The sequence below is a fragment of the Rhizobium sp. Root149 genome, assembly GCF_001427345.1.
GTDB classification, from domain to species: Bacteria; Pseudomonadota; Alphaproteobacteria; order Rhizobiales; family Rhizobiaceae; genus Neorhizobium; species Neorhizobium rhizoryzae.
On the sequence record NZ_LMGD01000002.1, the window covers coordinates 14,497 to 37,694 of the forward strand.

Annotated in this window: 21 protein-coding genes and 1 pseudogene; 12 read left to right on the top strand and 10 right to left on the bottom strand. The window is 58.5% G+C overall.

Features of this window, described 5'->3' with window-relative positions; genetic code table 11:
- Window positions 1-405 precede the first annotated feature (405 nt).
- Genes ASD54_RS25935 through ASD54_RS03730 form a run of 3 tightly spaced genes read right to left on the bottom strand, consistent with a single transcriptional unit; the run spans window position 406 to window position 3,559 of the window.
- Entirely contained in the window at window positions 406-975 is a 570-nt protein-coding gene (locus ASD54_RS25935) for a TniQ family protein (RefSeq protein WP_244484668.1), read from the bottom strand.
- A gap of 53 nt (window positions 976-1,028) precedes the next feature.
- A complete protein-coding gene (locus ASD54_RS03725) occupies window positions 1,029-1,907 on the bottom strand; it encodes a TniB family NTP-binding protein (protein ID WP_062553294.1) in 879 nt (292 codons plus the stop codon).
- Between the two features lie 5 nt (window positions 1,908-1,912).
- Window positions 1,913-3,559 carry a Mu transposase C-terminal domain-containing protein gene (locus ASD54_RS03730; protein ID WP_062553381.1) on the bottom strand — a complete coding sequence of 549 codons (1,647 nt, stop codon included), beginning with the start codon at window positions 3,557-3,559 and terminating at the stop codon, window positions 1,913-1,915.
- A gap of 117 nt (window positions 3,560-3,676) precedes the next feature.
- On the opposite strand from ASD54_RS03730, the gene ASD54_RS03735 reads away from it, so the two are divergent.
- The 3 genes from ASD54_RS03735 (at window position 3,677) to ASD54_RS03745 (ending at window position 5,693) form a co-directional block, all read left to right on the top strand.
- Entirely contained in the window at window positions 3,677-4,741 is a 1,065-nt protein-coding gene (locus tag ASD54_RS03735) for an RHE_PE00001 family protein (RefSeq protein WP_244484662.1), read from the top strand.
- A gap of 272 nt (window positions 4,742-5,013) precedes the next feature.
- Entirely contained in the window at window positions 5,014-5,265 is a 252-nt protein-coding gene (locus tag ASD54_RS03740) for a hypothetical protein (RefSeq protein WP_062553382.1), read from the top strand.
- Window positions 5,262-5,693 (top strand): type II toxin-antitoxin system VapC family toxin, encoded by a 432-nt coding sequence (locus tag ASD54_RS03745; RefSeq protein ID WP_062553296.1) that lies wholly within the window; start codon window positions 5,262-5,264, stop codon window positions 5,691-5,693. The genes ASD54_RS03740 and ASD54_RS03745 overlap by 4 nt, the downstream gene beginning before the upstream one ends.
- Before the next feature lie 96 nt (window positions 5,694-5,789).
- Here ASD54_RS03745 and ASD54_RS03750 read toward each other — a convergent pair.
- Window positions 5,790-8,146: pseudogene (locus tag ASD54_RS03750) on the bottom strand (hypothetical protein).
- Window positions 8,147-8,393: 247 nt separating this feature from the next.
- Here ASD54_RS03750 and ASD54_RS03755 point away from each other — a divergent pair.
- Window positions 8,394-9,572 carry a Fic family protein gene (locus ASD54_RS03755; protein WP_062553297.1) on the top strand — a complete coding sequence of 393 codons (1,179 nt, stop codon included), beginning with the start codon at window positions 8,394-8,396 and terminating at the stop codon, window positions 9,570-9,572.
- A gap of 73 nt (window positions 9,573-9,645) precedes the next feature.
- Here the strand turns inward: ASD54_RS03755 and ASD54_RS03760 are convergent, their stop codons facing one another.
- Window positions 9,646-9,957: a type II toxin-antitoxin system RelE/ParE family toxin gene (locus tag ASD54_RS03760; RefSeq protein WP_062553298.1), complete on the bottom strand. Its 312-nt coding sequence runs from the start codon at window positions 9,955-9,957 to the stop codon at window positions 9,646-9,648.
- Complete coding sequence (locus ASD54_RS03765) at window positions 9,947-10,228, bottom strand: type II toxin-antitoxin system ParD family antitoxin (protein WP_062553299.1); 282 nt, start codon at window positions 10,226-10,228, stop codon at window positions 9,947-9,949. Before ASD54_RS03765 ends, ASD54_RS03760 begins: the two co-directional genes overlap by 11 nt.
- A 415-nt stretch (window positions 10,229-10,643) precedes the next feature.
- On the opposite strand from ASD54_RS03765, the gene ASD54_RS03770 reads away from it, so the two are divergent.
- From ASD54_RS03770 to ASD54_RS03795, 6 genes are read left to right on the top strand one after another with little or no spacing between them, the layout of a single operon-like run.
- A complete protein-coding gene (locus ASD54_RS03770) occupies window positions 10,644-12,002 on the top strand; it encodes an SAF domain-containing protein (protein ID WP_062553383.1) in 1,359 nt (452 codons plus the stop codon).
- 11 nt (window positions 12,003-12,013) lie between these two features.
- On the top strand, window positions 12,014-12,319 hold the full coding sequence (locus ASD54_RS03775) for a putative quinol monooxygenase (RefSeq protein WP_082547066.1): 306 nt from the start codon (window positions 12,014-12,016) through the stop codon (window positions 12,317-12,319).
- 14 nt (window positions 12,320-12,333) lie between these two features.
- Window positions 12,334-13,233: an NAD(P)-dependent oxidoreductase gene (locus ASD54_RS03780; protein ID WP_062553301.1), complete on the top strand. Its 900-nt coding sequence runs from the start codon at window positions 12,334-12,336 to the stop codon at window positions 13,231-13,233.
- Between the two features lie 34 nt (window positions 13,234-13,267).
- A complete protein-coding gene (locus tag ASD54_RS03785) occupies window positions 13,268-14,266 on the top strand; it encodes a DctP family TRAP transporter solute-binding subunit (RefSeq protein ID WP_062553302.1) in 999 nt (332 codons plus the stop codon).
- A 52-nt stretch (window positions 14,267-14,318) separates the two neighbouring features.
- Complete coding sequence (locus tag ASD54_RS03790) at window positions 14,319-14,876, top strand: TRAP transporter small permease (RefSeq protein ID WP_062553303.1); 558 nt, start codon at window positions 14,319-14,321, stop codon at window positions 14,874-14,876.
- Window positions 14,873-16,153, top strand: a complete 1,281-nt coding sequence (locus ASD54_RS03795) for a TRAP transporter large permease (RefSeq protein ID WP_062553304.1) — start codon at window positions 14,873-14,875, stop codon at window positions 16,151-16,153. Before ASD54_RS03790 ends, ASD54_RS03795 begins: the two co-directional genes overlap by 4 nt.
- Window positions 16,154-16,310: 157 nt before the next feature.
- Here ASD54_RS03795 and ASD54_RS03800 read toward each other — a convergent pair whose 3' ends face one another.
- From ASD54_RS03800 to ASD54_RS03815, 4 genes are all read right to left on the bottom strand, one after another.
- A complete protein-coding gene (locus ASD54_RS03800) occupies window positions 16,311-17,216 on the bottom strand; it encodes an amidohydrolase family protein (RefSeq protein WP_162249536.1) in 906 nt (301 codons plus the stop codon).
- A complete protein-coding gene (locus ASD54_RS03805; RefSeq protein ID WP_156379055.1) occupies window positions 17,213-18,208 on the bottom strand; it encodes an ABC transporter permease in 996 nt (331 codons plus the stop codon). The genes ASD54_RS03800 and ASD54_RS03805 overlap by 4 nt, the downstream gene beginning before the upstream one ends.
- Window positions 18,198-19,754: a sugar ABC transporter ATP-binding protein gene (locus ASD54_RS03810; RefSeq protein WP_062553306.1), complete on the bottom strand. Its 1,557-nt coding sequence runs from the start codon at window positions 19,752-19,754 to the stop codon at window positions 18,198-18,200. Before ASD54_RS03810 ends, ASD54_RS03805 begins: the two co-directional genes overlap by 11 nt.
- Window positions 19,755-19,822: 68 nt before the next feature.
- Entirely contained in the window at window positions 19,823-20,854 is a 1,032-nt protein-coding gene (locus ASD54_RS03815) for a substrate-binding domain-containing protein (RefSeq protein ID WP_062553307.1), read from the bottom strand.
- A gap of 248 nt (window positions 20,855-21,102) precedes the next feature.
- On the opposite strand from ASD54_RS03815, the gene ASD54_RS03820 reads away from it, so the two are divergent.
- Both ASD54_RS03820 and ASD54_RS03825 read left to right on the top strand, forming a co-directional pair.
- Window positions 21,103-22,014, top strand: a complete 912-nt coding sequence (locus ASD54_RS03820; protein ID WP_062553308.1) for a LysR substrate-binding domain-containing protein — start codon at window positions 21,103-21,105, stop codon at window positions 22,012-22,014.
- Window positions 22,015-22,154: 140 nt separating this feature from the next.
- Window positions 22,155-23,141 (top strand): TIM barrel protein, encoded by a 987-nt coding sequence (locus ASD54_RS03825; RefSeq protein ID WP_062553309.1) that lies wholly within the window; start codon window positions 22,155-22,157, stop codon window positions 23,139-23,141.
- Window positions 23,142-23,198: the final 57 nt, after the last annotated feature.

Here is a 23,198-nt window from a genome sequence, read left to right on the forward strand (position 1 = left end):
GATCGCGGTTGCGTCCCTTCTGCGGGACTTCGGCCTCGTCGAAATCAGGCTCATCTGCTGAGCGGTCATTAGGAAGTGCGTGAGATTGCAAATTGGCCGGCCTGTGGTCGGACGCCCTCGTTTAGGTCTGAGCGCATCTGAAAGCATTCGGATTAGAAGATCGCGGCCGCTCTCTTTCGTCGCCTGAGATGTGGGTGCCCCACCAATTCCATGAGCGTGGCATTGATCTACGTCGCCTTCGCTCGGGTGGCATACAAGTCTCTCGTAGCATCGGGCCCGAAATGACGCGGACAAGCCGGTCAAGAGCCCCTGCCGATGGACACCGGTATTTTGAGGGATTTCCAAAAACCGCCGAACAAGCAGACCGTCGATCGGCAATCCGGCAATCAAATCGTAGCCAAAGATTTAATGGATGCATTGGTCAAGCTTCCTCACTGCAGGGCACAGGTTGATGGTCGATGCGAGACGGAGGTCGTAACCACAGCGGGAACAATAATGGTGCGGCCTGAGCTCGGTCTGATCAAAGGCCGCCAAGGGCTGATTGCAGGCGGTGCATCGATCTCGCAGCCTGCTTTTGTGCTTTTCGCAAGTAAGTCGGGTTGCCAGCCTCCACTCTCGTCGAAAATATGGGTGCGTATCAGTGGCGAGGCATCGTGGGCAGAATTGTAGCCATGTCGATCCAGACTGTCGGTGGAGTTTTCGAAGGGGTAGAAAAAGCTGTTTTGGTAGACCGTCCGGCATCGTCATAGCGGCGAGTTGCTCTGAGGTGATATCTGCATACTGCCGCAGATGATCTGCCAGGGTGATCGAACACTTTAAATCAAGTCTGGCCGACCACATTCCAGGTGTGAGGCCAAGTACCCGGGCGAAAGCACGCCCTGGCACACCGTTGGCGTAGGCGAGCCTGTGTAGCCAACTCGACAATAGCTCGTTGCACTGTGGCGTAACCGTGATGGGCCAGCGTGCCAAAACCACATCGCGATAGCGCTCACCGATTTCGATGATCGGAGCATTGGTTTCTCTCGAAGTCAAATCAGCTGCCTTCGCAACGTCGCGTTACGTCGATGCGAAATGGGGATGTAGCCAAGCTCATCGATGCCGGCTTTGGTGATGCGTTCTGCCCCCGAGCGGAGCGCCGCTACGGCAGCTTTGGTCACAACGGAGACAATCTCTCCGATCAGACCTTCCGATAGACTGTAAATTCGGCGAGCCAATTTTTCATCCGACAGATCGGAGGCTTTCGCCAGAGGCAGTGCCGCTTCGAGACTGTCCAGAAGCATCAGATAACTTTCGTTATATTGCCATCTCGGGATGGGGACCAGCTCGAAGCGAGTTGCCATCTCGCTTGTGGCGTTGACGAAATCGTAGATGGCGACCTCGCCGACGAGAACGGGAGAGATATCGTATTGCCGGCCAATCCGCCGGAGAAAGGCAAACACCCCTTCGACGTCGCGGGATCGTCCCCGCAGAGCATTGTGGAACTCGTCAAATATCAACACCCTGGGTTTGATGCTCGCCAGCAAGTGGTCCAACTGTTCCGCCTTCCGGCTAACATTCCAGATGTCGCCACCAGGCGCATGAAAGGCTTGGAGGATACTGGCGTAGAAATGGCCGAGTCCTGCTCCCTCACGCGTTTGAACGATCCACACTCTTTGGTTCGAGGAGGCGCGCAAGTGTTCGACCGCGAACCGCTCTGCGATCATGGTCTTCCCATTCGCATACGGGCCTATGAGCATTAAACCCTGGGTTCGCAGTGAAACGGGTCGGGCTACCAAGTCGGCCAGCCGTTGATGGCTGTCTCTCGCGATGTCATGGCCTATCCACCTCGGAGCCCGCATATAGGCGACACGCTCATCATCTCTCAGATCGAGGATGGGACGTACATGGTCAAATAAATGATGAGACATGGCGCTTACCAGTCTTCCACCGGCAGCCGTTTCTTCTGCCGTACTGGGTGATTTCCGTCGGCGGAAGTCTCTTCGGAGCCGTTTGTCGAATATGGCTTTTCGGCTGAAGCCGCATGTGCCCTGCGAACAACGTCGCGCTTTTCCTTCTTGGACAGCTTGGCAGCATCGGCTATGGCAGAAATCTCACGGCGCAGAGACACCTTCGCTATACTCGAGCGGTGATTGGCAGCTCGCAACTGCGCGCGATCAGCATCATGTTCCCAGAGCGTCGTCGGCTCGAGGCAGCCATCACGTCGTTCGACTGGTCGAAACGATCGCGTTTCCGGATCACGAACATAGATATGGCTGATATCGCGGGGATCATATCGAACCTCAAGCTTCCCCAGCCGGTCGCGCTCCGGGACGAGGGAGCCGAGCCAAGGTGAATAGTAATGCAGCGCAAACATGCTGATGCCCTGCGGAGACAATTGCCGCTCCGCATTGGGTAGAAACGACAAAAGCACTTGTTCCGGCGCGTCCATTCGCTCTCGCAAACCCGTGCTGCGTTGAAGCCATTCCGTGATAGGCACTTTCAGCGTCTTGGAGTTTTCTTGTCGGTTATGATCGAGGATCGCCAGCGCTATACAGCGCTCCAGTTCGTGAAAGCTCAGGCATGCACGCCGTTCCGACGGATATCCGTCGCGGTCGGCCACAGAACGCCCTGATGAACCGGGATAGGTGGACAGCACCCCATTGAGCTTGCCCAAAAGCCGCTCGACGACACCGCCCTGATGGACTCTGCCGCGGTCCCTATGGCCAATGCGAATGCCGTAATCGTCGCAGCCTAGCTGAAATGCATTGCCCTTGAACTCCATCGCAGAGTCTGTGAGCAGAAGTTTCGGACGGCCGAACATCGGCCAAGCATGTTCAATGGAACGCGATGTAAGCCATGAGTCTTTTCGGCAGATCGCCTGCGCCAGACAGAGCGCAACAGACAACACCGATGGCTTTTCCAGCGTAAGGCAGAAACCAAGAATGGCGCGGGTTGCAACATCGGTGACGATTGTAAGATACGGGCGGCCGATGAACACCCCGCCATTATTGACAATCTCCACGAAATTGATGCCGGCTTGGGTATGGTCGATCTGGCAGACATCGAGCGGGTTCGGCGCGTGAATATAACCAGGCCGTGGCTTGAGCCGCATCAGATGCTTTGGATTGGCCGAACGCTTTTTGGCGATCTCTTCGGCCGAAAACAACGAAGGGATGCGCCGGGAAATCGTCACATAGGACGGAGCTGCAAGTCCCGCCTCCTCACATCGGGCGCGGATCTCGGCAACAACCGGAGCGAGAGGCGGTGCTTCGAGTATCATCCACTGGTCGCGCAACGTCGTGCGGATGATGTCCTCCACCGTTTCCGATAGCCGCTTGCGTCGCTCGGAAGGCAGCCGAGGCAATAGTGCCGTTATTCTTGGCTCAGCCTGATATCGGGCCAGGAGATAGATTTGTCGGGTCGTCAGGTGAAGTTCAGCCGCCGCCCTAACAATCGCGTCTTTCTTGGCTCGTCCCGCATCCAAGATCTGGTCAAGCTCTCGGGCGGTCCGGCGTGCTTTCAACCAGTCTGCTTGGGAAGGGCCACAGCCGCTTCCACGATTTTGAAATGGCTTTGGCATGCGCAGCCCCATCGAAATCGTTAGCAAAAATCTGGGCTATTTTTGCGCGTTAACTCTAACAGACGTATGACGTTCTGCCGTTTGAAATCGTAAAGTAAAAGCGACACCGGTATCGAATTGGCGCGTCTCGACGAGCGCGTCGCCCGATCACCAGTCGGTCAGGGATGGATCGAACGATCCCATTTCACCGACGCCTGCGCCTCACTGTGGATCGAGGGGGAACTCGTCCATCTCGAAGATCTCGTCCTCCATGACGCCACCCGCGATATCCGCACCCCCACCCACGAACTGACCATCGCCCGCGATGTCCTGAAAACCCGACGTCGCATCGCCGCCCATCCACCCGCCTGGGCGCTGTCGGCCCCCGGCCTCGCCTCGCTCCGCGGCCGGCCGTGGGCCGGAGCATCATTGGGTGGAGACGGCGAGGGGGTGCCGGATAGGGGTGTCGAGGTGAGCGACACTGAGGCTGGAGTAGGGGAGGTGGAGGATCCGGACATTGACGGTCTAGGCGATGCGCTTGCCGCGATCGATGCGGTGCTCGCCCGATCCGAAGCCGCGATCGAAGAGGCGAAGAAGCCTGAGCGCGTCAAAAACGCTCCAGAGAGGGATCCCTTCGTCTACGATCTCGACTGGAATGAGGACGAGCGGCTGGAGGAATGGCAGGCTGTGCTGGCTCGGGCCGAGGATCTGCCGCCGGTCCTGCAGGCCATCGTCGCCCTCGATGCATGGAATGAGATCGCTGTCCTCCAGCATGCGCCCTGGCTCGGTCGGCTGCTGGCCGCCTCGATCCTGCGCGAAGGCGGCATCACCACTGGCGGGCATCTCGCGGCGATCAGTCTCGGGCTGAAAGCCATACCCGTCGATCGGCGCCGGCATCGTGACCGCGAGACGCGGTTGCTGGCGATATCAAGGGCGCTCACAATTGCCGCCGAGACAGGGCTGAAGGAGCATGACCGGCTGGTGCTGGCGCGGCAGATGATGATGCGCAAACTGGAGGGCCGCCGGACGTCATCCAGGTTGCCGGAGCTCGTCGAGCTCGTCATGGCGCGGCCGCTGATCTCCGCCGGCAAGGTGGCAAAGACGCTTGAGGTCACGCCGCAAGGCGCGCGGCGGATCGTGCAGGAGCTGGGCTTGAGGGAGATGACCGGGAGGGGGAGGTTTCGGGCGTGGGGTATTATCTAAGTGATCCAATCTTCGCTTCGGTCGCCCGAAGATGTTTTTGAGTTATAGAAAGGCTGGCTATAACTCAAAAAATGGAACTGGCAGAAATGCCGATTGGCTAAATTTCCGGTGTAACGCCGCAAGCCCACTGACGAGCAGCTCGCAGTTTCGTCCCTTCGTGGCGGAGGAAATCGGCTCTGGTTTCTCTTCCTGCATCCCCGCGAGTCACTTGAACAATGATATCATAAAAGCTATAATGATATCATTATTGTTGGCTTAATGAGGTCATGAAGATGCCGGCGGTTACCATTCGCAATCTTTCTGATGAAACCCACCGCGCGTTGCGTGTGAGAGCAACTCATCATGGCCGGAGCACTGAGGCGGAAATTCGTGCCATCCTTGAGGCTGCTGTTCGTCCGTCTCAGCGTGTAAAGCTTGGGTCATTGCTTGTGGATATCGGTCGGGAGGCCGACTTGTCCGAGAGCGATGTTGAAGCTCTGCAGCAGCGTGAAACGGTACCAGCTGAACCAATGACTTTCGAATGATCTTGATAGACACCAACGTGATATCAGAGCCGTGGAAGCCGGCTCCTGCAGCAGAGGTTATAGCTTGGCTGGATGCTCAGGCAATCGAAACGCTCTTTATCTCCGCGATATCAGTCGCGGAGCTTCGGTTTGGGATCGCATCAATGCCTGTCGGGCGGCGTCAAGCCATCCTACATGCTCGTCTTGAGGATGAAGTGCTACCTCATTTTGTTTCGCGTATTCTGCCGTTCACTGCAGGCACGTCGCGGTTCTACTCTGAACTCATGGCAGGCGCGCGAGTATCTGGTAAAGCCGTCGGTATGGTCGATGGGTTGATTGCGGCCACAGCTGCCGAGAGGGGTCTCGTGGTTGCAACGAGAGACACAAGCCCGTTCAAGGCAGCTGGATTAAAAGTTGTTAATCCGTGGGGTGGTCAGGACTTCGCTTAAGAGGCCGTCGGTTCGAACCTGTTCAAGGCGGAGACGAGGACACTCGACCCAGATGCAACATGTTCTGAGTATCCGAGCCGAGCATCTCATTCGATCTTACGCAGCTTCCCAAACTTGATTGAGAATCTTGGCGGCCAGTGCGGCCTTGTCTTGCGGAAGAAAGCGGCCGTAATGCTGTTGCACGACGTCGGGTGTGTCCTGAATTGCGTAGCTGGCCTGCTCGTAGGATCCAGTCTGCTTCAGAATATGCGTCGCGAGAATGTCCCGCAGGTTGTGGGGGCCATGCGGCAATAAGCCCTTGATGGCACCTCGCCCGGTGTAAGGGTTATAAATTCCATAGCGTTGGATGACGGTCCTCCAAGCTTCGTAGAACGTGGTCGAGTTGTAAGCTGCGTCTATGCTGGTGGTTTTCACCGTTTTGACGAACAGGGTTCCGGGATCTTTGGCGCCGCCAAGGAGGACACCACGATGACGATCAATATAGGCATCGAGGTATTCGTAGAGGTCGAGGAGGTCCGGCAGTATCAACCGAAACGGTTTCTGTCCGAAGAAGGATGAACCGGAGTTTTTGAATGCGACCGACGGGATAAGGACCTCCCACCCTTGGTCGCGATCACTCCAGCGCAGCTCACCGCATTTCAAATCCTCCAACCGGCGCTCGGACGTCGGATAGTGTCCGCGGGGGCAGACACGAAGTTGGCGAAGGTTCTTTTGCCTGAGCCCAAGGTGCAGGCCCAGGCGAAGCAACAAGAATGATCTAACGGCCTCGGCGGCCGGTCGGGGATATCTGGTCTCATCCGGCATACGTCTCACGATCTCGTCCGTGATTTTGCGATATTCCGCCAGAGGGCTGTCCGCTTCAAGAACACACATGATCGGTTCAAATGGATCGCGATGCACGCGCATCACTCGCTGGATCTCCTTGGAACGGTTGGCGGCATGTCGGTGAAACGCATCACAGGCGCCATGCCAGTCGCGAGCTGCAACATCGATTTCTTCCTGCTCAATCAAGCCCGCAATGGGCCTGACATTTCGAAGCAGCTCCGGATGCTGCCGGATCCAGCCGACGTCCGCGCGAGATAGGGCTTGGGCGACCATCAGCATGTCCTCTTCCCACTTGGTGTAGAAGCCACGTCGCTGCTCTCGCCACTGCAGATACCAGTCCCAAACACCGGGAAAGACGAGAAGGCCGAAGCTCAACCGGCTAAGTGGCACACCAAAACCCTTCACGACACCGTTGGGCGATGCGGCAAGGGCACCAAACATCAAGCCGAGGTGCTCAATCTTCTGGGACGCTGTTTCTTCACCCCAGACGCCGTTCCGTTGGAATCCAATCGCCGCGAGCGTCGACGTTTTGAAGCGGATGAGATCAGCCATTTCCATGGCGAGTCTCGGTGGTGCATCGACAACGCCGGAGAGCAGATCAGGATCATCAAGTTCTTCGGCAACGTTCTGATTGGTGCCGGCCGCCGCGGCCAACGACCGAGAGGACAGAAAGCTGCTGCCATAGGTGACGCCGGGAAAGCGGATGGCATATCGCTGTTTGCTGGCCGCCGCCTGATAGCGGCGATATTCCGTAGAGCCGGAAATGATCACCCGGCGCACCCAATCTAGGATCTCCTCGCGCTTGGTGAAGGGAAGGCTGTTGAAGTCCTCGGGTAGGTGTAATGAAATCCGTCGACGCTCAGCTGGGCTGATGTCTCCGAGATCGTGACCATAGAGCGAGCGCGCCTGATGCGGCAGTTTCTCTTTGAAATATCCCTCTGAAAGTCGATAGCGTTGCTCGATGCGGCGGAGGATGTTGAAACTGGCAATAGATCGGGGCACACGCTCTCCCTGGATCCAGGATAGCAACGTCTTGTTGTCGAAGGTCTCATTCAGATGAACAACGGCGCGGTAAAGCTGCCAATAGGTGTCGCCGACCGACGCATATGATAGACCAGTGCATCCTGAAAGCTCGCCGGGTCCTCTGTCGCGTCGAATAGTGGCTCCGGGAAAGGGCTGATCGGTTTTGGAGCAGGCCCGCGGGGCGCCGTGTCAGACGGAGCAACGACGCCATCGGCCGTCGCGCGTTGAGGCCTTCTGGTTGAAGGCGCGGAGGCTGCCGCTTTGGCGGGCGTCATTTTGTCCGGTCGAGCGGTCGATGTCGGTCGATGTTGTTCCTCGACCGCTGGCGGTCGCTCTAGCCACCGGATGATCGCATCCAGTCCTGGCTGAAGCTGCTTTTTCAGTTCTACAGTCAGCTCAGCTTCGGTGCCGCAGGCCTGGCCTATCGCCGTCCAGTCGAGTTGGCCGCTCCGAAGCGGTGGCGATCTCCGATAGATGATTAAGCTCATCAGGAAGGGTCGGATGTTCTCCAGCACCCGTTTGGATGTGATCGGCGCGATACGCAGTTCACAGAATTGGGATATTTTTCGCTGAAAATGACGTGATGAAAGGTCGTGTTTGGGCATGCTCATTCCGTTTCTCTCGGCATAAGTGCCGAGGGCGAGCGGAAATATGAGGCGAACTTTAACAAAGCATGTTATCGGGCGCGCCACTTATAGTGGTACCCGTTCATCGTATTTGACGCCAATGTCGCCTAGATCAAAGCCCAAGAACTCGATGTCGGCGCGTTAATTAAGCGCGCTTATCTAAGTCCGCCGATTAATTAAATGAAATGCGTCTTGTTTAAATAAGAGGCGCGACTGATATTGGATTATGTCTGATTCCCAATCCAAAAACCGCCTGGGTCGTTTCGTCGAGACGGTCGCCGCCAGTGAAACAGTACGCGCGTTCGTACCTCCACCATTGCCGCCCGAGCCGGCGATTGATGTGCTTTCATTGTTGGAGCGCCTCAGCTTTGCTGAACGCGCGCTCGGACGCCTGGACGGTATCACAATGCTGCTGCCGCGCCAGGAGCTGTTCCTCTATATGTATGTGAGAAAGGAAGCCGTTCTTTCCTCGCAGATTGAAGGAACACAATCCACGCTCTCCGATCTCTTGCGTTTTGAGACGGAAGCTCAATCTGGGCAGCCGGTTGACGATATCCGTGAGGTATCCAACTACGTTGATGCCATGATGTATGGTTTGGAACGACTGGAAACGCTGCCCATGTCGCTGCGTCTGATCCGTGAGATGCACGCGAGACTCCTACACAGTGGGCGGGGAGGCACCAAGGATCCTGGAGAGTTCCGCCGCTCGCAAAATTGGATTGGTGGGACGCGCCCCGGTAACGCACTCTTTGTACCGCCACCGATCACTGAAATGGCCGGTTGCCTAGATGCGTTCGAGCGCTTCATGCATGATGACCAATCGCGGTTGCCGGCGCTAATCAAAGCTGGCCTGCTGCATGTGCAGTTTGAAACGATCCATCCGTTTCTCGATGGAAACGGTCGGATCGGCCGTCTGCTTGTGACCCTGTATCTTTGCATGAACGGGGTTTTGCGAAAGCCGCTTCTCTATCTCAGCCTCTATCTGAAGTCCCATCGGAAAGAATATTATCGGCTGTTGCAAGAGGTCCGCGAGCATGGAAACTGGGAAGCCTGGCTGGACTTTTTCCTGGCCGGCGTTGCCGACACTGCCAATCAAGCGTTTGAGGCTGCGACGCAGATCGTCGATCTTTTCAAGGAAGATCGGGAGCGGATCACGATGGAGAGCGATAGAGCAGGGTCGGCCCTTCGCATTCACGAGCTATTCCAACAGAATCCTTTCCACACTGCGAACCAGATTGCTACGATCACAGGTCTTTCCGCGCCAACGGTCAATGCCGCACTTGCTGATCTGGAGCGTCTGGGCATCGTTGATGAGGTGACCGGCCGCAAGCGTGGCCGCGTGTTCAGCTACCGACGATATCTTGCAATTCTGAGCGAAGGCACGGATCCCTTGCCCCTCAGTTGATGAGAAATGGAGGGCCCCTAGGTTCGATCGTCATCAAGGCGTTTGGGACTTGCTCAAGGCCTCAATTATGTTTTCAGAACAAGGCAGAAAGATCCCGCCGTCCATCCACCACTCGGACGATCTCAACTGTATGAACAGGTCCGTCCTGAGTGTCAGGCTTTATTTCGTATAGAATAACGTAGGGCGCCTCAACTAACATCCGAGCAGTGCGGAACACTTCCGGATGACGCTCGCCCAGACGAGGATGCTCGATCGGCATTTCCGCCTTTTTGCGGAATTTGGAAAAGTAACGTTCCGCGCTCCGAGGCTGCTCCTTAGCGATGTCGATGTAGATCTTCTTAACGTCGGCTCGAGCTTTGGGTGTCCAGAGAAGCTTAACGGGCATGAGGGTTGGCGGCCGCCATTTCCTGACGCGCTTCATCCAACACCGCGTCAAAATCGACCTCGAGCGCCGGGCCACTGGCCTTGCCTTCTTCCCACATCGCGCGCAGCTTTGCGATATCGTCGCGCTTCTGGATCCACTTGGCCGACCAATCACGCATTGCTTCGCGGACGACTTCGCTTCCGCTGGCATACGCGCCGCTGTTCACAGCATCGCGCAACAGCTCGGCGTGTTGCGGCGTCATTGAGACGCTTACTTTCTCAACATTCGGCATGGTGACCTCTGTACATATCGGTGGCAATTATTACCACCACGCTGCCTTTGCGGCAATGCCCATGTTTCGACCTGCACCATGAAACTTTTGATCGATCTGGCGCGCCATGATGGCGCTGGAGGTTCATATCCCGTTCAAGAGCAAGACGAACCGCCTCTAACAGAGGATGTCTTTTAGCGCAGCTAATCTTTTTACGGATACTTCTAAATTGAGCTAACCTCTTTGCCATCCTAATCTCCTCTTCACAGGCCGCTTTGGGAGGCGGTCGGGAGAGGCATGACAGTCGTCGTGTTTGCTGGAGGAGATGATCGACCGCGATGGTCCGTTGCTGGAGGATGTGTAAGTCCGCCAGGGGATGACGCATGTCGATAACTTGGCCGGGTCCTCTCGAGATATCCCTGACGAGGAAACAGCCATGAACCTTTATTCACTTCTTTCTCTGCGCGCCGGCAACGGGCGCCCCGTCCGCGTCGGCCTCATCGGCGCCGGCAAGTTTGGCTCCATGGTGCTGGCCCAGGCACAGAGGATTGCCGGACTGCACATGGTCGCCGTGGCGGATCTGGACGTCGGCAAGGCACGGGAATCTTTGGACCGCGTCGGCTGGCCGAAAGACCGCTACGCGGCCTCCAGCTGCGGTGATGCGTTGAAGAACGGCACGACTTTCGTGACCGATGATGCCAAGGCGCTGTTCGAATGCGACGAGATCGAGTGCATCATCGAGGCAACCGGTCATCCGATTGCCGGCACACGTCACGCGCTCGGCGCCATCGACAGCCGCAAGCACGTCGTAATGGTGAATGTCGAGGCGGACGTCATGGTCGGCCCGATCCTTGCCGAGAAGGCGCGCAAGGCCGGGGTCATCTATTCGATGGCGTATGGCGACCAGCCGGCCCTGATTTGCGAACTCGTTGACTGGGCACGGGCCACCGGCTTTGAGGTCACGGCGGCCGGCAAGGGCATGAACTTCGAACCGCGCTACCGTTATTCCACGCCGGACACCGTATGGGGTTTCTTCGGCTGGACCGACGAAGAAGTGGCCAAGGGCGACTTCAACCCAAAAATGTACAATTCCTTCACCGACGGAACGAAGGCCGCAATCGAAATGGCAGCCGTTGCCAACGGCACGGGCCTTGATTGCCCGGACAACGGCCTTGCCTTCCCGCCCGCCGGCCTGCACGATCTTGCCCGTGTCTTCCGTCCGGCAACCGATGGCGGCCGCATGGATCGCTCCGGTCTCGTCGATATTGCCGCCAGCCAGGAACCGGACGGGCGCGAGGTATTCAACAACATTCGTTACGGTGTCTTCGTCACATTCAAGGCACATAACGAATATGCCCGCGCCTGCTTCAAGCAATATGGCCTGCTGACGGATCCCTCCGGCTGGTATGCGTCTATGTGGCGTCCCTTCCACATCATCGGGCTTGAAACATCCGTGAGTGTTCTGTCGGCCGTGCTGCGTAACGAGCCGACGGGATGCTCCAAGGAGTTCCGCGGCGATGCCGTGGCAACTGCCAAGAAGGACATGGCGCCCGGCGAGATGCTCGATGGCGAAGGTGGCTATGCGGTCTGGGCAAACGCCATTCCGGCGGCCCGCAGCCTTGATCTGAAGGCACTTCCGATAGGCCTTGCGCACAACGTCAAGCTCAAGCGCCCGGTCAAGAAGGACCAGATCGTTTCCTTCGATGATGTCGAGATCGTCAATGACCTTGATGTGGTGAACCTTCGCCACGAGATGGAAGAGCGTTTCCGTCCGGCGCAGATTGCGGCCGAGTGATGGTGCGGATCATGGATCGGACAGCATTCGTTGTGATCGCCGAGTTCCGGGTCAAGGCGGGTATGATGCCCGCCTTCCTTGAGGCTGCCAGGGATGACGCCGCCCACTCCGTGGCGGATGAGCCTGGCTGCCGGCAGTTCGATGTGGTCTGCCCGCAGACGGACGGCGAAACCGTCGTGTTCTACGAGGTCTACGACGACCGCGCAGCCTTTGATGCGCATCTGGAAACACCGCACCTTGCGCGTTTCCGCGAGGCTTTTCCGCCACTGATCATCGAGGAGCGGCCCGTGCGGTTCCTTGATCGCCACTATCCGTGACGGCGGAGGATCACATGAGCCAAGGTACTCCCCACATCGCCGTGATCGGGACCGGGATAATGGGTGCGCCCATGGCCTCTCGCCTGGCGGCGGCCGGTTTTCCTGTCAATGCCTGGAACCGAACCCCGCAGAAAGCGCAAGCGCTGCAGGCGTCTGGTGTTGTGGTGGCGGCAAACCTGCCGGCGGCGGTGGCCGAGGCTGATGTCGTCATTTGCATGGTCAGCTCCGGCCCCGTCTGCGAGGCTGTTCTCATGGGACCGGACGGGGCGCTTGGTCGCATGAAGGCGGGCGCAACGCTGGTGGTCATGAGCTCCATTCCGGTGGATACCGCCATTTCGATTGCCGAAACGGCGCGGATACTCGGAATTCGCTGTGTCGACGCGCCGGTTTCGGGGGGCGAAAAAGGGGCGAGAGAAGGAACGCTTGCCATCATGGCGGGAGGCGAGGCAGCTTCTGTCGAAGCGTTGGCCCCGATCTTCCAGCCGCTTGGCCGTGTGAAGCATGTCGGCCCCGCCGGCAGCGGGGCCCTCACAAAGCTTGCCAATCAACTGATCGTCGCCTCGACGATCTGCGCGGTTGCCGAAGCTTTGACCTTTGCTGAGAGCGGCGGTGCCAACCCGGCCCGTGTGCGGGAGGCGCTCCTCGGCGGTTTTGCCGATTCAACGGTCTTGCGCCAGCACGGCCTGCGAATGGTGGAGGAAAACTTTCTGCCGGGGGGCCCTGCAAAATATCAGCTGAAGGACACATCCACCGCGATGGCTTTTGCCAGATCGCGCGGGATCACCCTTCCGGTCGGCGAGGAGGTCGATCGGTTGTTCCGCGCCATGGTGGAGCATGGCGATGGTGAACTGGACCATAGCGGCGTCATTCTCGAACTGCGTCGCAGAAATCAAAGCGGAGACGCTTCCGCATAACAGAACAATGCAATCACACTTTGGGAGGACTGAAATGATGCACTATACCATTCGTACACTGATGCTCGGCGCCGCGGCGATGCTGGTGGCCTCGGGCACGCAGGCGGCAACGCTGACACTCTCCACTCCGGACCCCGATACGTCCGAGATTACGGTTGCGGCCAACAAATTTGCCGAGCTGGTTTCAGCCAAGACCAACGGCGAATTGACCATCAAGGTTTTTCCGAACGGCACGCTTTATGGCGGCGATCCGTCCGGTGCGGTCAAACAACTGGCCGGTGGCTCGCTCGATATGCTGGTCCTTGCGACCTCGCTCTATGCCAACTTCAATCCGAAATTTTCAGCCATCTCGATTCCCTACCTCTTCGACAACGAAGATCAGTTGCGTGGCTATCTCGGCGGTGACCCCGGCAAGGAACTGATTGCCGACCTCGACAAGATCGGCATCAAGGGCCTTGATCTCTGGCCACGCCCCTTCCGCCAGATGACGAACTCCAAACGTCCGATCGAAAAGCCAGAGGATCTGGCAGGTCTGAAGTTCCGCGTCCCCAACAACCCGCTGTGGGTGGAATTCTTCAAGAAGATGGGTGCCGCACCGACGCCGATGGCCTTCGCCGAAGTCTACAACGCGCTGCAGCTGAAGGTCGTCGATGGACAGGAAAATCCGATCAACGTCCCGCTGAGCGCCAAGTTCTACGAGGTTCAGAAATATGTCTCTATGACCAATCACATGGCGGATGGCTGGGTGGTTGGCATCAATCCGGAGAAGTTTGCCGGGCTCAGCGACGCACACAAGAAGGCATTGTCGGAAGCGGCGGTCGAAGCGGAGGCATGGAAGGTCCAAAATGACGCCGCTACGGCGGACAGCACGATCATGCAGCTGGAGAAGAACGGCATGACGGTCAATCGGCTCTCGGCTGAGCAGCAGAAGGCCTTCGTCGCGGTGTCCAAGCAGCTCTACCCCGTGTTCGCAGGACTGGTGAAAGATCAGGCCTTCTTCGACAAGACCATCGCGTCCGTCGGCAAGAACTGAGCGGATGTGATGGACGGGCCGGTCACTCGACGGGCCCAACGGGAGAATGACCATGCAAAATCCCAGTTCCGCCTTCAGAGGACTGTTGAAACTGACAACGGATGTCGCCGCAGGGGTTGCCGTGACCGGCGTCCTGATCGTCGTGTTGATCCAGGTCGCAAGCCGGATGCTTGGCGTGCCGGTTTCCTGGACGGAGGAGGGGACCCGGTATCTCTTCGTTTGGATGATTTTCCTCGGGCTCGCGGCCGGCTTTCGTACGGTAGAGACGGCGCGCGTCGTGGTACTGCTCGCTATGATGCCGGGTTTCCTTCGTCGGCTGTCCGTGCCGATCTATGTCGGCTCCTGCCTGATCTTCTTCGGGCTGATGGGGTGGACGGGCTGGCTGCTGGTTCGCCAGCAATACATGATGAACGAAACCGCCGCCACGCTTGCCATTCCCATGTGGCTGATCGGCATCGTCATGCCGTTGAGCGCCATCCTCGGGGTCCTGGGCGTCTTCGATTCGCTGCGCAATCGCCGGGATTTCATTGCCCTGGATGATCCTGCCAAGGGCACACCGGAGCTTAACCTTGCCGAGAAAGCCAAGCCGATGGCGGAGAGCAATTCATGAGCATTTTCCTACTCGTTACGTTTCTCGCCTTGAGTGCGCTCGGTGTGCCGCTCGCGATTGCTCTGGGTCTGTCCAGCGTCGCGGCGATCGCTCTGTTTACCTCGACCCCGATCGACCTTTTGTCGCAAAGCATGTTCTCGGCCATGAATTCGTTCCTGCTCGTTGCCGTGCCGCTCTTCATTCTGGTCGGTGTGCTGATGGAGCGGGGTCGCGTGGCCGAAAAGCTGTTCGATTTCGCAGAAGCGATCGTCGGGTGGCTGCCGGGCGGGCTGGGGCATGTGAACGTGGCCTCCTCCGTCATTTTCGGCGGGGTCTCCGGCTCATCCGTTGCTGACATCGCCTCGATCGGTGCGATTGAGATCAAGGCGATGGAACGCCATGGGTTTCCGAAGGGATATGCCGTTGGGATGACCTTGTGCACGTCGACACTCTCCTCGATCATCCCGCCTTCCATTCTGATCGTTATTGCGGGATCGATCGCCAATGCATCGATTGGGCTGCTGCTTGTCGCGGGCCTGGTGCCGGGGTTGTTCATCGCCCTGACCTTCATGGTTTTTAACCACTTTTATGCTGTTCGTTACGGCTACAGTCCACCAAAACCCTTCAACCTGCGTCTTGTCATGACGACGGGATTGGCCGCGATCCTGCCCATGCTGACACCGGTCATTCTGATGATCGGGATCGTGGACGGATATTTCACGCCGACGGAAGCGGCCGGCATCGCGGTGCTCTACACGCTCTTTCTGTCCGTCGTGCTCTACCGCACGATCGCGCCAAGGGAACTCCCGCAGATCCTCATCGAAACGGCGCGCACGTCGGGCACCATCCTGTTCATTGCAGCAACCGCCAAGCTTGCCGCGTGGGTGTTCACCTATGACGGTCTGCCGGCAAAGGTGGCTGGGCTCCTTGGCACCATCAGTTCAGGTCCCACGATGGCTCTCGTTCTGATCTTCCTGTTCCTGATCATTGTCGGCATGTTCATGGATGCCATCGCGGCGATGTTTATCCTGATCCCGGTGCTTTTGCCGCCGGCGGTCTCTGTGGGTGTCGATCCAATCCACTTCCTGATCGTCATGGTCATCACGCTGACACTCGGTCTCATCACGCCGCCGGTTGGTGTCTGCCTGTTCGCCGTTGCGCAGGTTGCGAAGATGTCGCTTGAAGACGTCATCAAGGGATCACTTGCACCGATGTCGATCCTGTTGGGGGCGATCCTGGCGCTGGTGCTTTTTCCGGACTTGACCCTTGGCCCGCTTCGTCTGCTAGGTCTCTACTGACGAGGCGAAGCTGGCCGGGCACAGACCCCCGATGGAACGTGCCCTGTTCCGTCGGGGGTGTTGCATTCCGCCAACAGAGTATTGGCACGATGACCACGGATCGACGACGGCACAACTGGTCCGGACAGCGGGGCAGCGATTGGTAGGTGCGGCTTTCTCAGAACCGGTAGACGCGCTCCGCGTTGCCGTGGCGAACCTTTGACTTGTCCTCTTCCGACAGGAACCGGATTGCGGCCTCGAAAGCTTCGACAATGCGCTGTGCCTTGGAAAACAGCAGGTCGACGGGCAAGTTCGAGCCGAACATGACTCGCTCTGCGCCGAAGGCGCGAATGACCGACTGCAGCAGCGGTACCGTATCGCTCCTTGACCAATGAGGGTGTCCGAGGCCGAAGCCCGAGAGTTTGACGCTGACATTTTCGGCGGATGCGAGCTGATAAATGGCGGTCATCCAATGCCGCAAGGCGGCGGTTGAGCGGTCGATTGGCATTCCGAAGTGATCAAGGATGATCTGGGTGCCCGGGAAATCCTGCGCTAGTTCGAGCGCCATTTCCATCTGCGGCCAGTATATCTGCAGGTCGAAGGACAGGCCATGATCGGCAAGATTGGCAAAACCACGCCGCCAGTCGGGCATCTCCATTACGTCCGCTGTTGCTGCAACGCGCAGCGACAGATCCTCGTGCCAGTTCAGGATCTGGCGGATACCGCGGACCTGTGGATATGCGAGATGGCCGCGCAGTGTCTCCGCCAAGGTGGGTGCGGCAAGATCGGCATAACCGACGATCACCATCGGCAGGTCGTGCGCCTCGATCAGCGACGACAACCAGCGCGTTTCCCCAACGGGATCATCCGCCCTCCATCCATTCTGGACGTGGACGGATTTGCGCACGGGCCAACCGGAAACGATCTCCCGATATTCGTCGGGGAGGAAATTCCGACGGATAGCCGAGAGATCGCCTTCCAGGGCCTGTGGCCGGTCTGGCTTTAGCCATGGATAGTCATAGGTCTCGATGTCCTGGAAATGATGGTGTGCATCGACCAGGTAACGTCCGGAATCCGGCATCATCTGCGCGGCCGTGTCATCTGGTCGGCCAGGACGGCAAGGATCACCACACATCCCGACGCGACATACTGCCAGAACGACGGTACGTTCATCAGGGTCAAGCCATTCTGTAGTGCGCCAAGCGTGATCGCGCCGATCAGCGAGCCAAACGGGTTGCCAACCCCGCCGAACAGGCTCGCGCCCCCGATAACGGCGGAGCCGATGGCCTGCAATTCAAAGCCCTGTCCGCCGATCGGTTCAGCCGCGCCAATCCGGGCAATCAGAATGAAACCGGCGATGCTGGAGAGAAGTCCGGAAAGCGTGTAGACGATGATCTTCACGCGCTCGACATTAATGCCGGACAGACGTGCGGCCTCCTCGTTGCCGCCGCTGGCGATGATCCGCTCGCCAAGGCCCGTATAAGCAACCATGACATAAGCAAGGGCTGCGATGCCCACGGCAAACAGGACCGGTGTCGGAGCGCCCAGAAACTGTCCGGCAAAGAGGTCCCTGAACTCTTCGGGCAATCCATAGATGGGCTGCCCATTGGTGTAGATCAGCGCCGCGCCACGGAAGATGCTGAGCGTTCCCAGCGTCACGATGAAGTCCGGAAGCTTCAGCTTGGCGATCAGGACGCCATTCACGAAACCACAGGCGACGCCGACCGCCAGGCCCGCACCGATGCCTGCCATGACCCCACTGTTGGCCATGTCCGCTGCAACCATGCTGGACAATCCGACAATCGAACCGACGGATAGATCGATCCCTTTGGTCATGATCACCAGCGTCATGCCGACGGCGATGACGGCGTTGATCGAGGATTGCAGCAGGATATCGAGCAAATTGGCGGGCTGGTAGAAGCTGCTCGTCAAAGCCGAAAAGACGATGAAGAGTGCGATACAGCCGGATAGGACGCTTGCTTTGCGCGCAAACTCGCCGCTTTTCAGCACGCTGACGGTCCTGCGTTCGGGTTGGGTCGTCATGGCGGCTGCTCCTGCGGTCTTGTTAGGCTGCATGTGTCTTCTCCCCTGCCATCTGTCGCATCAGGCGGTCTTCGGCCATCCGCTCATCATTGTCCTCAAGCGCAACGAGACGTCCTCCGCTCATCACGCCAATGCGATCGCTGACCAGCAGGATTTCCGGCAGTTCCGACGACACGACAATAATGGCCGCGCCCTTGGCGGCAAGGTCGCGCAGCAGGGCATAGATGTCGGCTTTCGCTCCCACATCGATGCCGCGCGTCGGTTCATCGAACAGCAGGATCTTGGCATCCGTTTGCAGCCAGCGCGCGATGACGACCTTTTGCTGGTTCCCGCCTGAGAGGTTGCCGAGAGGGACCCGAATGTCGGACGGGCGGATGCCCATATCTTTGACGAAACGGCGGATGCTGGCTTTGCGGTGTGCAAAGGTAATGAAACCGAAGCGGGAAAAGCGGTTCTGGTTGGCCAGGCCGAAATTGCTCTCGATGCTCATCATCGGCACGATGGCTTGGCCGCGACGATCTTCCGGGATGTAGGCGATGCCGTTGTTGATCGCATCCTTGCAGCCTGACAGCGCAAGTGGTGATCCTTCGACCCGGATCTCGCCGCCTGCGATCGGGTCAATGCCGAAGATTGTCCGCAGCGTCGCAGACCGCCCGGAACCGACGAGGCCCGCAAGCCCCAAGATCTCGCCGGATCGCACCGATAGCGAGACCTCGGAAATTCGGCCGGTGCTCACACGGTCGAGTTCGAGCAGGATCTGTCCGGCAGAGGCGCGAGCAACGAGACCCTGTTTGAGCATCGTCCCGAGTTGACGCCCGGTGATCATCTCGTTGATGGCGTGGTCGTCGTGCCTGGCGACCGCGTCGCACAGAATGACCCGTCCGTCCCGGAGGATGGTGATGCTGTCGCAGATCTCCCGGATCTCGTCCATGCGGTGGGAGATGTAGATGATCGCCTTGCCCGCGGCCTTCAATCTTCGGATCACCGAGAACAGATTGTCGCGTTCGTTCGGGGTCAGGCTGGAGGTTGGTTCGTCGAAAGCAATGATCTCGCCGCCCTTTGCAAGCGTCCGGGCGATCTCGACCAGCTGCCTGTCGGCCATGCCGAGATTGGCAACACTCTGCGTGACATTGATATGGGGGGCGAGTTCGGACAGGATGGTTGCGGCGCGCTGTCGCAACTGCGCGCGCGGCACCCGCTCCAGCGCGCCCGTAGCCCCCAGAAACATGTTCTGCGCCACATCCAGTTGCGGCACCAGGTTCAGCTCCTGGCTGACCAGACCGATGCCGAGCGACAGTGCGTGACGGGGATCCGAGATCCTCACCGCCCCGAACTTTCCATGGGTTATGGTTCCCGAATCCGGCTGCACAAGCCCGAAAAGCACCTTCATCAGCGTGGATTTGCCGGCGCCGTTTTCGCCCAGGAGGCCATGAACAGCTCCGCCCTCCAGCGCCAGATTGACACCCTTGAGCACATGGTTGAGGCCATAGCGCTTCTCGATGTTCGACAGGCGCAAGAGTGGCGTCTCCTGCCGCACATTCGTGGACGCGGCTGCCGCCTGCTGGTGGTGAGAGCTCATGTTTTCATCCTCCCCGTGTCGATAAAGACCGGCTGCGCCCTGCGGTGCAGCCGGTCAGGAAGATGCCATTATTTCGAGATCACCGGGTCCGGAAACTTGGCGACATTATCGGACGTGATAACCGCCTGGGGCGATACCACCCAGGCTGGGATCGCCTGGCAGCCCAGCAGTCGCAGCGCGACCTGGACCCCCAACTGACCTTCCTCGAACGGGAATTCAGCAACCGTCGCAGCCATTTCCTTGGCACCCACCGATTTTTTCGCTTCACGGATGCCGTCGGTTCCGACAACGGCGACCTTGTCGAGTGTGCTCGACTTGCGCACGGCTTCGACCACACCAAGTGCCATGCCGTCATTGTTGGCATAGACGCCGACCAGATCCGGATGCTGGCGCAGGATATTGCTGGTGGCATTCAGGGCCACCAGGCGATCCCAGTTGCCGGGCTGGGAGGCGACCAGCTGCAGCTTCGGATACTTCTTCAGGCCCTCCTGAAAACCCTTGATCCGGGCGCGGGCATTGGGCGAACCGGCAGCCCCTTCGATCTGGGCGACCTTGCCACCGTCCTTGTAGCGCTCGCCGAAATACTCAGCGGCCTTGCCGCCAATCGCCACCTGGTCGGTGCCGACATAGCTGCTGGCGCCGTCGGTGCGGGCGTCGTCAATGATGATCGTCGGGATGTTGGCGGCCTTCGCTGCCTTGATGACCGGAGCGAGGTTGGAGTCAGACTGCGGCGAAAGCAGCAGCGCGTCCGGCTTCTGCGATAGCATCGTCTGGGCCAGGTTGAGCTGTTCGATCATCGAGGACTCGTCTTTGGCCGCCTGGACGTCCACTTTCACGTTGTACTTTGCCGCCTCGGCCTTCACTCCGGCTGCCACGTCCTGCCAAAACTCGTTGATCAGCGTCTTCGTCACGTAGGCGAAGCGCAGTTCCTTTGTCGGCTTTGGTACTGCACCGAACTGCTTGTCGAGGTCCACCGACTCGATCTGCGCACTGGCAGCCTGCGGATAGGCAGAGCAACTGCCGGCCGCCCAGGATGCCCCGGCGGTCATCAGCGATGCTGCCGATATGATCAGAAACAACTTGGTTTTTTTCAGTGTCATGACGTCATCCTCCCGTCGCAAGCGGCCCAGCCGTTCGCCGTTCCCGCTTTCGTTTCACCAACCTGGCATGACCGTGCCTCCTCCCAGAGGATGGTCGCATCCTGCGCTTCAGGCATCGTTAAGCCGAAACGCAGGATCACGCTAGGAAAGCAATTGCTTAAGCGCAATTTAGAACTACTGTGGATCCGTTTAGAGGAGCTAATGTTTATTTGTAAACTCACTCCCTGAATACAAGGAGGAAGTACATCTTGCAGTTGCCGATCCGAAGCATTGTCGTCTTTCACGCGGCTGCACGCTGCGGCAGCATTTCCAAGGCGGCGGATGAACTGAGCGTGACGCCTTCGGCCGTCACGCAGCAGATCCAGTCGCTTGAACTTCAACTCGGCGTCACCTTGATGAACAAGATGGGTCGAGGCGTCGTGCTGACCGAGGCTGGCGAGCGCTACTTTGAGATGATCGCGGACGAAATCGAGAAGATTGCCGATGCGACCAACACGATACGCGGACATAGCACCGTCACGACGCTCAACATCCGGGCAACGCCGACGCTTTCGAACAAATGGCTGCTGCCAAGGCTCCGCTCCTTTCTTGATGCGCATCCTGAGATCGAATTGCGCGTCGATGGTACCAACGAGCCCACCGATTTTAACCGGGAACTCGTCGATGTGGAGATCCGTCATGGAGACGGACGTTGGCCGGGCCTTTTCGTCGAAGGCCTGGTCGAAGAGAGTTTTATTCCCGTCAGTTCGCCGCAGCTTGCTCCTATGGGTTCCCTGGCGTGCAAGGATGTAATGCGCTACCGGCTCATCCACTCCGTCAAATCCCAGGCACAATGGCCCCGCTGGCTGAAGGAAGCGGGTGTCAGCCACGATTTCCGCTGGAAGAGGGTCATGTTTGACCGAAGCCATATGGCGATCGACGCCGCATCCGATGGAATCGGTGTCGCGCTGGAAAGCGAACTGATGATGTGGCGAGAACTGGCAGACGGTCGTCTGATCTGCCCGGTGGTCGATCCGCCGCGCATCACACTGACGACACAATGGATCGTCTGCCCGCGCGATCATCTGCGTCACAAAAAGGTGCGGGTATTTCTAGAGTGGCTTCGCGCGGAGCGGGATGCCTGGCTGGCAGCATCTTCCAGTGCCCACCGCAGTCTTTAAAAGCCTTTGACGGCCACATCCTGTACCGGAATCATCCGCAGGGTGAAGTGCCTTCGGTTCCATTGACGAAAATTGCGCTTTACAAATATTTTCTGATTTGTGATGTCTGTGGATAGCCACATCGATGAAGGTCTCACCCGTTGTCCACTCCTCGCTTCGCAACCCGACTGAATTCCTTTGCGTCCCGACCTGCGGGCGAATGGCCACATCTGGACGGGAAGCCGACTGTGCTGCAGATGGCGGCACGTGCCGCCAAGGTGGAGGGGCTGACAGACCTGGACCTGAACTTTCCGGATCATCTTGTTGAGAAGCCAAGGGTGATGGCCCGGAAGCTCGAGGATCTAGGCCTGGCAATCAACGGTTTTGCCATGCGCTATTACACGAATCCGGCCTTCAAGCTGGGGGCGTTCACCCATCCTGATCGACAGGTGCGGCAAGAAGCCATTGATCTAACCAAGGCCGGCATCGATGCTGCGCGTGAAGCGGGTTCGAACCTGATGACGCTTTGGCTCGGGCAGGACGGTTTCGATTACGCCTTTCAGGCTGATTATCAGCGGCTATGGGATTACGAAATCGATGGGATTCGTGAAGTTTGTCAACATGATCCGGAGTGTTTGATCTCGATCGAATATAAGCCGAACGAGCCGAGATCGTACAGTCTGATGCCGGATTGCGCGACCACCCTCCTGGCAATCAGGGATGTCGGCGCTGCCAATCTGGGGGTGACGCTTGACTTTGCGCATGTCCTTTACGCGGATGAACAACCGGCCTTCGCCGCCGCGTTGATCGCCCGCCATAGCCGTCTTCTCGGCGTGCACCTGAACGACGGCTATGCCAAGCGTGATGACGGGTTGATGGTCGGGGCGGTGCATACGGTGCAGACCATCGAACTGTTGCGTCAGATCCGCAAGGATGGATACGAGGGGGCGATCTACTTCGATACCTTCCCCGATATGACCGGGCTTGATCCCGTCCAGGAATGCGACGTCAATATCCGGACTGTGAAGCGGATGTTGGAAGTGGTTGACCGGCTGGAGCAAGACAACCGGCTGCATGACGCCATGGAACGGCAGGATGCGGTATCGGCGCAGGCCATTCTGCAGAACCTGATGTTGGGACGCTCCTGATGGCTGTGTTGCCGAGGGCATCCGAGCTGTTGCCGCCGCTCGATTTGAAGGGTTTGG